General features: G+C 38.9%; 11 protein-coding genes. 8 read left to right on the top strand and 3 right to left on the bottom strand.

The window, feature by feature from the left end; genetic code table 11:
- The 8 genes from L654_RS0111615 to ccoG form a co-directional block, all read left to right on the top strand.
- A partial coding sequence (locus tag L654_RS0111615) for an alanine:cation symporter family protein (protein WP_024608104.1) occupies window positions 1–650 on the top strand: 650 nt, incomplete at its 5' end.
- Window positions 651–789: 139 nt separating this feature from the next.
- Window positions 790–1116 (top strand): hypothetical protein, encoded by a 327-nt coding sequence (locus L654_RS0111610; RefSeq protein WP_007580349.1) that lies wholly within the window; start codon window positions 790–792, stop codon window positions 1114–1116.
- A gap of 1 nt (window position 1117) precedes the next feature.
- Complete coding sequence (locus L654_RS0111605; protein ID WP_007378333.1) at window positions 1118–1399, top strand: DUF1315 family protein; 282 nt, start codon at window positions 1118–1120, stop codon at window positions 1397–1399.
- The gene (locus L654_RS0111600; protein ID WP_024608103.1) at window positions 1389–4070 is read left to right on the top strand and encodes a DUF349 domain-containing protein; all 2682 of its coding nucleotides are present in this window, start codon (window positions 1389–1391) and stop codon (window positions 4068–4070) included. The genes L654_RS0111605 and L654_RS0111600 overlap by 11 nt, the downstream gene beginning before the upstream one ends.
- A 366-nt stretch (window positions 4071–4436) precedes the next feature.
- The gene (locus tag L654_RS0111595) at window positions 4437–4991 is read left to right on the top strand and encodes a DUF1439 domain-containing protein (protein WP_002960677.1); all 555 of its coding nucleotides are present in this window, start codon (window positions 4437–4439) and stop codon (window positions 4989–4991) included.
- A 68-nt stretch (window positions 4992–5059) separates the two neighbouring features.
- Window positions 5060–6364, top strand: a complete 1305-nt coding sequence (locus tag L654_RS0111590) for an AarF/ABC1/UbiB kinase family protein (protein WP_024608102.1) — start codon at window positions 5060–5062, stop codon at window positions 6362–6364.
- 93 nt (window positions 6365–6457) lie between these two features.
- Window positions 6458–7876 carry a sigma 54-interacting transcriptional regulator gene (locus L654_RS0111585; RefSeq protein ID WP_024608101.1) on the top strand — a complete coding sequence of 473 codons (1419 nt, stop codon included), beginning with the start codon at window positions 6458–6460 and terminating at the stop codon, window positions 7874–7876.
- Between the two features lie 145 nt (window positions 7877–8021).
- A complete protein-coding gene (gene ccoG, locus L654_RS0111580; RefSeq protein WP_024608100.1) occupies window positions 8022–9404 on the top strand; it encodes a cytochrome c oxidase accessory protein CcoG in 1383 nt (460 codons plus the stop codon).
- A gap of 25 nt (window positions 9405–9429) precedes the next feature.
- Here the strand turns inward: ccoG and L654_RS0111575 are convergent, their stop codons facing one another.
- The 3 genes from L654_RS0111575 to L654_RS0111565 all read right to left on the bottom strand — a co-directional run bounded on the left by L654_RS0111575 (window position 9430) and on the right by L654_RS0111565 (window position 11780).
- On the bottom strand, window positions 9430–9849 hold the full coding sequence (locus L654_RS0111575) for a hypothetical protein (RefSeq protein ID WP_024590539.1): 420 nt from the start codon (window positions 9847–9849) through the stop codon (window positions 9430–9432).
- A 161-nt stretch (window positions 9850–10010) separates the two neighbouring features.
- Window positions 10011–10928 carry a M14 family metallocarboxypeptidase gene (locus L654_RS0111570; protein ID WP_024608099.1) on the bottom strand — a complete coding sequence of 306 codons (918 nt, stop codon included), beginning with the start codon at window positions 10926–10928 and terminating at the stop codon, window positions 10011–10013.
- 114 nt (window positions 10929–11042) lie between these two features.
- On the bottom strand, window positions 11043–11780 hold the full coding sequence (locus L654_RS0111565) for a hypothetical protein (RefSeq protein ID WP_024608098.1): 738 nt from the start codon (window positions 11778–11780) through the stop codon (window positions 11043–11045).
- Between the last annotated feature and the right edge of the window lie 232 nt (window positions 11781–12012).

Genomic DNA, 12012 nt, shown 5'->3' with positions numbered 1-12012 from the left:
CAGCCGCTGCAGAAGTTGATCACCCTGCTCAACAGGGGTTAGTACAAGCTTTCTCTGTTTACGTTGATACCATCTTTGTGTGTACTGCAACAGCATTAATGATTTTAATAACGCAGCAATACAATATTGTGGGTGAGTTACCAGCAGGGCAATTTATTGTTCAAAATGTTGATGCAGCCACTGAAGTGGGTTCAGCAGCCTTTACGCAAATGGCTCTATTTAGTGTATTTGGTAGCTTTGGGCAGGCATTTGTTGGCATCGCATTGTTCTTCTTTGCTTTTACCACAATACTTGCTTATTACTTTATTGCAGAGACTAATATTGCTTACTTAAATCGTTATTTTAAAGGCAGTATTCCGCTTGTTATCGTGAAGTTTGTGATTATGTTTATGGTTGCATACGGCATGGTAAACAATTCAGGTTATATCTGGACTATTGGTGATATTGGCGTTGGCTTAATGGCCTGGATCAACATACTAGGTATTTTAGCTATTTTCTTCGTAGCTAAGCCTGCTTTGTTATGTTTGAGCGATTATGAAGAACAGAAGAAAAAAGGCGGAAAAATCATATTTGATCCAGTTAAATTAGGCATTAAAAACGCCACGTTCTGGGAAAAACGCTTAGAGAAGCAGTCAAAAGACGCAGAGTAATTAAACTTAGTGGGCAACTTAGAAAATTATCGCCCCAAAATTAGTTATTGGTTTGAATTCAAAAAAGACAACGAGAAATAAAACAAGTACAATAAAGGCGCCGAAAGGCGCTTTTTTTATGCGTAGTATGGAGAGAAGTATGGCGATTATTCGTTGCCCAAAATGTGCAAAATCAATTTCAGATAAACATAAGCAATGTCCGCATTGCGAAAGCAACATTGCAGAGCTAAACGACGAGCAAGTTTTGCAACTTCAGCGCGAACAGCGAATTAAAAAAAAGCAGATGTTTATAAATCACTCCTTTTTGGCGCTTATCTTATTTTTAGGTGGTTTTTTCTGTTTGTACTTTTTACAACCGCAAGAAAAAACGCTTCAGTGGTATGCTTATACTGCGGCTATTGGCGTAGGGTGTATTTGGTATCTTATAAACCGAATTGTTTTAGTGACTCTAAAAAAGAAAAAATGACATGAATATCGACAATCTTGTACAAAATATTACTCCCGAATTATTCGAACGCTTACAATACGGTGCATCAACTGGCAAATGGCCAGACGGTACCGTTTTATCAGACGAGCAAAAGCAACAAACAGTGCAGTTGGTTATGTTGTATCAAGCAAAAGTGGCTCAATCAAACGAGCAATTTACGATTGGTGCTAATGGTGAAATGATCCAAAAGACAAAAGCTCAACTACAAAAAGAATTTAAATCAGACAACGAAATAGCTAGGTTTAGTGAACATGATCTTTAAGCACCTTTTTACACCGAAATGGAAACACCCTAAGCAACAAGTACGTCTTGATGCTATCGAAAAATTAGACATTGAACGTGATGCAACCATATTAAACACGTTAGCACTTGAAGATAGTTCAGCTGAAATACGCCGCAAAGCACTACAAAAAGTAAACGAGTTACCACTTTGGTGGAAAGCGTATAAACAAGATCAAGCATTAAAAGATATAGCAGAGCTTCAAATATCTAATGCTGTTTTAAATAGCGAGAGTGCACTAACACCGCAAATTAAAAACGAATACATAGAGCGTTTTGCACCCGTTAAAACACTCGAAAAGTTAGCGTTTGCAGAAAAAGAACTGCAAGTACGCGTTAAATTATTAAAACGTTTAGCAAATCCAAAACTAGTAGAAAAAGCATTTAAAGAAGGTAGCGAAGAGCTACAAACTCAATTAGTTGAACTTGTTATTACTCATCAATTAATTAAGCCATTATTAAAGCATGCGAATGGTGGTGCAAAAGCAGCACTTGAAACGCATATTGAAAATGAGCGTTTAGCAATTGAAATGCCACTGCAGGTTGAAAGTGCAACACGTGTTATTTTAGCTAAGTTAAATGCCTTACGTGAAAAAACAGATTTTGGTGTTGTAAATCCACAAGCCGGTGAATTAATGGCCCAGTGGCAAGCACTTGAGCTCAAATGGCTAAGTGATGAGCGTGTTAAGCTTCTTGACGAAAAATATATTTCGATTACCACTAAGTTAGATGCACACATTGAACAGCTAAAAGCGGTACACGACAAAGAGCAGCAAAAATTAGCGCTACAACAGCGCCAATTGCTAGCGCTTGCAACTGTTGAAGCGTTAAGTGAAGAAATTGAAAACGCCTTACAGCTAGGCCTTGAAACACCAGAGCAAATTCAGCAAGATTGGCTTGATGCAAAAGTAGCGCAAGCTAAGCAAGCTATTAGCGAAACAGAACTTGCTAACAATGCACAATCTAAACTGGCTGTAAGCAAGTTAGAAAAACTATTTACTCAAGTTGCTAAGTTACCTGAGCTAACAACGGCTATTAAAGAGTACAAACTCGCTTTTGCAGCATTATGCGAAATTAAGCCAGCAGAAGATTTAGCGCAATACGATGCAACTCTAACTGAATTTAATAATGGTTTTAAAGCAGCGCGTAGTCATTTAAATATTTTAGATGGTGCACTGCAAAGTACGTTTAAAACACAGTTAAATACGCATAAAAAGCAATTTTTAGCACCAATGAGTGAGCTAGTTAAGCCACTTGAAAAAAACCAAAGCCAAGCAAAACGCAAAGCTCGTGATGTTAAACGCCTAATTGAAGAAGGTCGTTTTAATGTTGCCTTTGGCGTGTTTAAAGGGTTTGAAGAGTTATTTAATACACTCACTGAGCAATATCAACAGCCGCTTGTAAATATAAAAGCGGAACTTGAAGCGCAACTTGCAGATGCTAAAGATTGGCAAAAATACGCTGCAGCACCAAAGCGTGAAGCTTTATTAGAAGAAGTAAGTGCATTAGTAAGTGAAGAGTGTACTGACCCACAACAACGCGCAGAGCAAGTAAAAGTACTACGTAAACGTTGGAATGAGTTAGGTCGTTTAGATACAGATGAAGAAAAGCAACAAGGCGTGCAGTTTGATGAAAAAATCGAGCTGTTATTTGCACCTTGTCGTAGTTACTTTGCAGAGCAAGAAGTACAACGCGAGGCCTCAAAAGCACAACGCGAAAGTATTATTAGCGACATGCACGCGCTTCATTTACAGCCTACGGCTGAGGATGACTTTGATTGGAAACAATATGAAAGCCAATACAATCGTTTAAACAAAGCGTGGCGCAGTGTAGGTAAAGTTGATCCTAAAACATACCGTACACTAAACGATCGTTATAAAAGCGAGCAACAACAAGTACTGGCTTTATTAAACGCATTTCATAAAAGTAATGCCTTACTTAAAAATGAATTAGTAGAAAAAGCGCAGCAATTATCACAAAGCGATGATTTAGCCGCTGCGTGCCAAGAGTTGAAGCAAATGCAGCAGCAATGGCAAACAATTGGTTTTGCAGGTTTAAAAGCTGAAAATGCGTTATGGCAAAAATTTCGTCAATTTAACGATGAAACATTTACTAAACGTAGTAGTGAATTTGAGCAGCAAAAACTTGATCAAAATGAGTCAGATAAACAAGCAGTTGCAGAACTTGCTGAGCTTGAAGCAGCACTTAGCGATGTAAATCAAAGAGCACAGTTGCACGACCTAGAAACAAAAGTGAAAGGGTACACGCAATTTAGATCGTTAGCGCCAAAAGTTACTAAGCTACTAGCAGCTATTGACGATAAACTTGCATTGCTTACAAGCAAATCAGAGCAAGCTAATCTAGATGCGTTAATTACAGCACTTGAAAACAATGAAGCGTTGCCAAGTCAGTATCAAGCACCACTTAAAACAGCATTAAATAGGGATCAACTTATTACGCGCATGGAAATATTAGCGAACGTAAGTTCAAGTGATAAGTCACTTAGAATGGCAGAACAAGTAGCCATGTTAGATGACAAACATCGTGGCGAACATGCTGATTTAAACTATTATTTAAAACAGTTATTAGCGCTCAGTGCTGGTTCAGTTGAACCTGACACACTAACGCGACTTAAAGCGACACTTGCAGCTTAATACACTAGGGCGTGTTGACCTTTCGTGGTTGAATTTGCAGCAGACTGTTTGGTATTTAGGCAAGGCAGAGTCTATGTAGTGTGGTTATTCCCCATAAATAGGCGATAACGCAGCATAAATGCCAAACATGCGCTGCCCTTTGGGTTCTTTCTAGGGACGATTAACTCTTTGTTGCTCGGTTTTGACTTAGCCCGCTAGGTTACAAACCTCACGCCGCGATTAAATCGACCCTAGATTGAACAAATTTCAATCCACAAAGGTCAACACGCCCTAGAACCAGCGTAATATATGCTGGTTACTATTTTAATAAGCCGCTTTAATAGCGGCTTTTTTATGTACCACTAATTTATAAACAAAAGGGTTCTCATGAGAATTTTAGTTATTATTGCAGCGTTATTTTTAACTGCCTGTAATACCACGCAAGGCATATCAGTATATTCATTTACTAACTCTGAGGTTGAGTCTGTACTGGGTAAGCAATTACCAAAGTTAAGTGAAAAAGTAAGCTTAATGGGTTTGCCGGTTCAGTTTGATGTAAACGACTTAAGTGTAAATATTGGACCTGATAACCGCGATGTTGTTGTGCTTGGTGCCGATTCAAGCGCTGAAATTAATGCATTCGCACTTAAATACCCAGTGCGTTTAAAGCTACAAATTGAAGGCAGCCCATTTTACGACAGTGAGAAAAAAGCGGTATTTTTACGTAATATTAAATTACTTGATTCGAGTGTTGATGCCGGTGGTTTCAAAGGTAATTTAGGTGCACTTGATAGCCAAGCAATGGATGTTATTAATGCTTTTTTAGCGGTTAACCCTGTTTATACTCTAAATATGGACGACCCTAAAATGATGCTACTCAGTAAACTTCCACTTGATATGAAAGTGGTTGAAGGTGCAATTAAGCTAGTACCTCGTCTATAAGTAGATCTACCTACTTACAATATACGTATTAATTAGCCTGACTTTCAGGCTAATTAGGTTTTAATATTATGGCGGCTCCTCGTACTGTTCCCACTTCTCGGCTTTCTCGCTTTGCAAAATTAGGCTCACTCGCAACAGGTGTTGCTACCAACATGTTAGTTGATGGCGCTAAGAGCGCGCTAACCGGTAAAGGTTGGGACAATAAAAGCTTACTACTACAACCTAAAAACATTGAAAAACTAGCCACACAGCTATCACATTTACGTGGCGCTGCAATGAAGCTCGGGCAATTACTTTCAATGGATGCCGGTGATTTACTTAGTCCTGAATTGGCTCAGTTACTTGCTTTACTACGCTCAGACGCGAATCCAATGCCTCATAAGCAGCTTGTTGAAGTGTTAAAAGAGCAATGGGGGGATGAGTGGCTAGCGCGTTTTTCTCATATTGAGTTAAGGCCTTTTGCAGCGGCTTCTATAGGGCAAGTTCATTTAGCTTATAGAGAAAATGGCGATCAGCTTGCTGTTAAAATTCAATACCCTGGTATTGCAAAAAGTGTAGTAAGTGATGTCGATAACGTTATTTCTTTATTAACGATTTCTCGATTATTGCCAAAAGATCTCAATATTAAACCACTTATTAGTGAGGCTAAAGCGCAGTTATTAGCCGAGGCTGATTATAAGCGGGAGGCTCAGTACTTAATACGTTATAAAAATGCACTAGCAAGTAATCCCCACTTTAAAGTGCCTAACGTATATCCAGAGCACAGCACACAACAAGTACTTACTATGGAATATATAAAAGCAGAGCCCATTGAGAGCATTACAGAGCTACCTGATAGTCAAAAAAGCTTTGTTGCAGAGCAACTTATTGATTTGTTTTTTAAAGAAATGTTTGAATTTAAATTAATTCAAACCGACCCTAATTTTGCCAATTTTCATTATCAGCTTGATACACAAAAAATTGTTTTATTTGATTTTGGTGCAACGCGAGAAATATCAACCGAGCTTAGCCGCGCTTATTTAGCTTTATTTAAAGCGGGTAGTGAAAACAACAGAGAAGGTGTACTTAGAGCGGCTTCACACATTGGTTATTTTAAAAATGACTTAGTTGATGAGTATAAAAACAACGTCATTGATTTATTTTTAATGGCGTGCGAGCCACTGAGAGCAGAAGGGGAATTTGATTTTAAAAATAGCGAACTCGCGCTCAAAATTAAAAATGCAGGGCTTGCTCTTAGTGGGCAATCTCAGCAATGGCATACACCGCCCGTTGATGCGCTATTTATTCACCGAAAACTTGCAGGACTTTACTTAATAGCCGCAAGGCTAGGTGCAAAAATAGATGTAAAAACGCTATTTCAGCACTATTTATAGCGTTTTGATGGGCACGTGAGTGCATTTTAAGTAATGTGTGCACTCAGCGTATAAAATTGTCATAATGCTCGCGATATTTCGCGAGGTGCATTTATGATAAAACAATTTTTAAACGATCCTAAATTATTGCTAAACGCAGTAGGTGAGGGCATATACGGTTTTGACCTGTCGGGTAATGCGGTGTTTGTTAATCCTGCCGCTGAGCGCATGACAGGTTGGCGAGCAGACGAGTTATTAGGTAAAAAAATACACCAATATCATCACCATACTCATGCTGATGGCACGCCCTATCCCGCTGATGAATGCCAAATATATTGCACCATGTTTGACGGAAAACGTCGTGAAGTTAAAAATGAAGTTTTTTGGCGTAAAGACGGTAGCTCATTTGCAGTGGAATACACCTCAACACCGGTTTATCAAAATGATGAGTTAATTGGTGCTGTAGCGGTATTTCGCGACATATCACTGCAACAGCAAACACAAAATGCATTGCAAGAGGCACTTGAGCAAGTAAAGCATTTAAGTGAGCAGCTAAAAGATGAAAACAACTACTTAATTGCAGAACTTAACGAAGATTGGCAAGACTCAGGGCTAGTTGGACAAAGTCATATATTTCAAACCATGTTAGATCAAATAAAACTGGTGAGTGAAACCGACAGCACAGTGCTTATACTTGGCGAAAATGGCACGGGTAAAGAATTAGTAGCCCGTAATTTGTATCGACTAAGCAAGCGTAGCGAACAAGCCTTTATAAAAGTAAATTGCGCCGCATTTACCCCAAGTTTGCTAGAGTCAGAATTGTTTGGCCATGAAAAAGGCGCGTTTACAGGTGCAAATGAACGCCGTAAAGGGCGTTTTGAACTTGCTGATAAAGGCACCTTGTTTTTAGATGAAATAGCAGAGCTTCCACTTGAGGCGCAAAGTAAACTACTTAGAGTCCTGCAAGAACAAGAGTTTGAACGTGTAGGTGGCAGCAATACGCTAAAAGTAAATATTAGAGTGATTGCAGCGACTAACCGCGACCTGTGGGAAATGGTACAAAAAGGCACGTTTAGAATTGATTTGTACTATCGGCTTAATGTATTTCCTATAAAAGTACCCGCCCTTAAAGATCGAAAAGAAGATATTCCTTATTTATGCGCTAATTTAATTGCGCAGCTAAATAAACGACTGGGTAAACATTTAAAGGGGCTAAGTAAAAAAGCAATTACACAACTGCAAGCCTACGATTGGCCAGGCAATATTAGAGAGCTGCAAAATGTACTTGAACGCGAAGCTATTTTATCTAATCATGCGATACTTCAGCTAAGTCAGCCTTTGCAAGCGGGTGGTGAAGTAGTTATTAACCCTTCACTTACGCTTGATGAGGCCCAAAAGCAGCATATAACCTCTGTTCTCGCGTTATCGCACTGGCAAATATCGGGTGATAAAGGGGCAGCAGTTAAGTTGGGCTTACCTGAGAGTACACTACGCTCAAAAATGCGAAAGTTAGGAATCACTAAAAAATCGTGATATATCGCGAATCGCGTTTAATGTCGCGAATTTTATTTTATTGCGTTGAAATAAACTGTTTAATATCAATGATGTAAATAAAGTTTCAGCTTGGTCTGAAAGTTGCAAATACTTGCTTAATACCCGTCATTATGAAGCAAGTACTATGAAGTTTGATATCAAAGAAGAAGACATGATCATTAAGCCCTATAACACCGAAGGGCCAATTTATATCCGCGAGCAAAAAGGCTTTTTTCAGCGCATACGCCGTAATTTAGGTTGGCTGTTAATGCTAACTTTTATTGCAATACCGTGGATCCAATATAACGGACAACAAGCTGTGCTGCTTGATGTGGCAACGCAAACCTTTACTATTTTTGGTCTAACACTCCTTCCTCAAGATTTTATGATTTTAGCTCTGCTATTTATGGTGGGGGCTTTTGCATTATTTTTTGTAACTAACTGGCTTGGTCGGGTTTGGTGTGGTTATACGTGCCCGCAAACTATATGGATGCTCATGTTTTCGTGGGTAGAGCAACGCATAGAAGGCACTCGAAATCAGCGAATTAAATTAGATAAATCACAGTGGACGCTAAGCACTTGGCGCAAAAAAATAACTAAGCACAGTGCGTGGATTATTATTTCAGTTTTAACTGCGACCTCGTTTATGGCATATTTTATTCCGGCAAAAAGTTTGTATATGGAAATGCTTACGTTTGAATGGTCAGGTATAACGAGCTTTTGGGTGTTTTTATTCGCTTTTTGTACTTATGGCAATGCAGGGTTTTTACGCGAAAAAATGTGCACAATTGCTTGCCCTTATTCTCGTTTTCAGGCTGTTATGTTTGATAAAGATACGTTGCTTGTTACCTATGATAGCGAACGAGGTGAAAACCGAGGACCGCGTAAACGTAAAGCCGATCCAAAAGAGCTTAACTTAGGTGACTGTGTAGACTGTAACTTGTGTGTAGAGGTATGCCCTGCAGGAATAGACATTCGAAATGGATTGCAATATGAATGTATAAACTGTGGCTTATGTATTGATGCCTGCGACGATACCATGGAGAAATTTGGTTACGAAAAAGGCTTAATTAAATACGCGAGTGAAAAACAAATGGAAGGTAAAAAAACCAATCCATTTAGGTTAAAACTAGTAGGGTACGGCGCATTAACGGCTTTGTTAATCATTTCTATGTTTGCATGGATGCTGCAACGTACACCAATAGAAGCCTCAGTACTACGCGATAGGAATGCGCTTTATAGAGTGAACTACGAGGGCCTTGTAGAAAACCCTTATACACTTACTATTATTAATAAAACGCAGCAAGCACTGCATTACAGTATTGCCATAGAGGGTTTACCAGGAGCAACGCTCTCAAGTCCGAGAGCTACGCTTGTAAAGCCTGGGACGATGAAAAGAGTCCCCGTTACTGTAACAGCCGATGGTTACGATATTGAGCGTAAAGTGAGTAAGTTACAATTTATTGTAACAGCGCAAGAAAACGCCAGCATTACGATAACCAAAGATAGTCAGTTTTACAAAAACTAAGATTGATAAAGCAAGGTCAATTATTTTATATCAGTTGGCCTTGCTTACTTTTTAAGTTGTGAGAGATAAACTGTTTAGCGCTATCTAAATCGGTAAATATGCACTCACTAAAATTAACGTTTCTTTTTGCACACTCTAAAATGCGCTTCATTTGATTTATAGCGATAGCTGATGTGAGTACAAACGCGCTACTTAGGCAGTTGTTTGCTTTCATTAAATGGCTAATATCTATCATTTCTTTTTCTGCCTCAGGCGTTGCAGCCAAAACATCAAAAGAATCACTAATATAGGCCCAAGGCTGATTTTTGAGTGACTTTATTTTTTCGCATAGTTCAATTTTAAACGCACGAAGAAGCCCTGAGGTGATGTATCCCGTAAAGTGAGCGATAACAACGTTATTTTCAGTGTAAAGGCTTACCTGTCCATATTTATTTTTAAACCCCAATGTATACTCCTTGAATTTGAGGGAAGGCTAACCTTATACCTTTAAATTCAATAAAACCAGTTCTTTTGGGTTATTTTTTGTTGTTAAGTTGTTACTTGTGCATAGTTGTTTTAACGGGTATCGAATTTAATGAATACCCGTATTTGAAGGGGTGATTAATCTTATATAGAGGTTTTAATGTAATTTAGCGCGCTCGTTATAACGGCTACTTGTGCCAAAATACATTCTTCATCGGTGGCTGTTGGGCTATCTGGGTACACTTCGGTAGTGGTTACATAGGGTGCATCAGTAAAGCCCATACATAAACCTAACTCTCGAGCTGCATAGTTAATTACACCAAATTGCTCTTGAGGTACGCCTATTAACTGGTTATTTTCATCGCTCGGTGCAATATGAGTGACCTTTGCAACATCTTCTATAATGACTTTTTGAAACTCCGGCTCAGGCTTTTTGGTATCTGCAACTAAATAAAACCCGTCAGGTATGTTCCAGTTAGTATTTGTAGTGCCTTCACGCGCAGCGAGTGCAGGTCTAAATTCACTGTTATCACTATCTGTTGTTTCGTGTAAATCAATATGAGCGATTAAGTCAGTACCTAATGATTTTACAAACGCCATAATAGCTGCTGATTCTTGAGCTGGGCTGCCCTCGTAAAATGAGCGATTAGGATCAATAGCGTCTGGGTTCCAGCGGTTTATAGTCTCATATCCCCAAGGGCTAATGCAGGGGGCAACAATAATATTAAACTGTTCGCAATATTGCATAGCCGATGTTTTAGCAAACCTAAGTGCGCCATGTACGCCACTGGTTTCGTAGCCATGTACACCACCGGTGATTAAAACAGTTGGTTTATTAGCATTAAAGTTAGGTGTTTTTAATATATATAATGGGTAAGTGCCAGCGGTGTAATTAAGCTCGCCGTATTGCTCTATATCTAAGGTGCTCTTAAGGTCATTAATTAGCGTTACGACTTCGTTTTGGTAACTGCGTTTGATGTTTTGGCGTGCTAACCACTGGGCTTTATCGCTGTTATTCCATTTTTGTCCAGGTGTGCCAATAGGGTATGTGCTGTTAGTCATAATAAACCTTTATATCAATTGTTATTAGCTCTCCTATAAATAAGGAGGGCAATTACAATTGGTAGAGTTACTTAATAAAGGCGTAGCTTAACGCTGAGTAAATTAGCGTGCAAATTAAAACGTTAAAGTCATATTTTTTATAGCGCGCGATTGCTGGGATTTAATATAGCTTTGGTTTGCGTATTCACCCGAAATACTACCGAATCGATCGCGTTTCACACTAATTGTTAAATCACACGTTTTACCTTGATCTACTTGCGAGCTGCTAAACATATCTAAACTTTGCAGATCTATTTCAAGGCGCGAAGTGTTAAGCGCAAAAAGCGTTGATTGTAAAAGTGTTTCATTATTATTGTTAGTGCAGCTACTGCTAAGTTCTACTTGGCTAGTACTATTAGGATCAGTGCCATCTAGCTGAACTGTAAGGGGACTATTAATATCAAAATTTTGATTGTTACTCGGGGTTAAAATAATAAAATTTAAAGGCAACTCCACGCTCGAATTAGCATTTATGCCATCATCCCGTTTAAATTTTATATCAAACTGTTGGTTATCGTCAGTGGCATTTATATACGCTTGGTAATCAACGTCTAAAAAGTCGGTATCTTTTGTAAGTACAATAGCAGTGCTATTAACAACAGCTTGTAATGAGTCGCTATCGCTTAAAACAATGTTAGAGCCATTAGCATCGCCTGCATTTAGTTCTGCGTTAACACGCGTGCGGTTACCGTCAGAAACTAGTTCAAAACCTGCCCAAATACCTTGTGTTTTTACTAAATCCGACTCTGTTTCTGACGTGCAAGCGCATAATGCTAAAATTAAAGCCGTTGTGGTAATGCATTTTTTAAGCATGTTAGCTCCTTTAAACCACTTAATTAGGCTGTAAATAATTGCGCGGATTCAAACCTGAAGTGCATAACGTTTAGGCGGCTTTAGCCGCCAAGTGATCCTGCATCAATTTTGCAGGCGTTTCAAATCCAAGTGTCTTCCTCGGACGATTATTAAGTTGCTCAAGTACTGGTATAACTTGCGCTGGTGTTACCGCCTTAAAATCTGTGCTCTTCGGCCAATACTGGCGTAGTAA

The organism is Pseudoalteromonas sp. TAB23 (genome assembly GCF_000498075.1).
GTDB classification, from domain to species: domain Bacteria; phylum Pseudomonadota; class Gammaproteobacteria; order Enterobacterales; family Alteromonadaceae; genus Pseudoalteromonas; species Pseudoalteromonas arctica.
This window is presented reverse-complemented; position numbering and strand designations above follow the sequence as displayed.

What these genes read in the sequence shown, in the direction of transcription:
- L654_RS0111610 (WP_007580349.1), top strand. Translation starts at nt 790, where the DNA reads ATGGCGATTATTCGTTGCCCAAAATGTGCAAAATCAATTTCAGATAAA.
- L654_RS0111605 (WP_007378333.1), top strand. Translation starts at nt 1,118, where the DNA reads ATGAATATCGACAATCTTGTACAAAATATTACTCCCGAATTATTCGAA.
- L654_RS0111600 (WP_024608103.1), top strand. Translation starts at nt 1,389, where the DNA reads ATGATCTTTAAGCACCTTTTTACACCGAAATGGAAACACCCTAAGCAA.
- L654_RS0111595 (WP_002960677.1), top strand. Translation starts at nt 4,437, where the DNA reads ATGAGAATTTTAGTTATTATTGCAGCGTTATTTTTAACTGCCTGTAAT.
- L654_RS0111590 (WP_024608102.1), top strand. Translation starts at nt 5,060, where the DNA reads ATGGCGGCTCCTCGTACTGTTCCCACTTCTCGGCTTTCTCGCTTTGCA.
- L654_RS0111585 (WP_024608101.1), top strand. Translation starts at nt 6,458, where the DNA reads ATGATAAAACAATTTTTAAACGATCCTAAATTATTGCTAAACGCAGTA.
- ccoG (WP_024608100.1), top strand. Translation starts at nt 8,022, where the DNA reads ATGAAGTTTGATATCAAAGAAGAAGACATGATCATTAAGCCCTATAAC.
- L654_RS0111570 (WP_024608099.1), bottom strand. Translation starts at nt 10,928, where the DNA reads ATGACTAACAGCACATACCCTATTGGCACACCTGGACAAAAATGGAAT.
- L654_RS0111565 (WP_024608098.1), bottom strand. Translation starts at nt 11,780, where the DNA reads ATGCTTAAAAAATGCATTACCACAACGGCTTTAATTTTAGCATTATGC.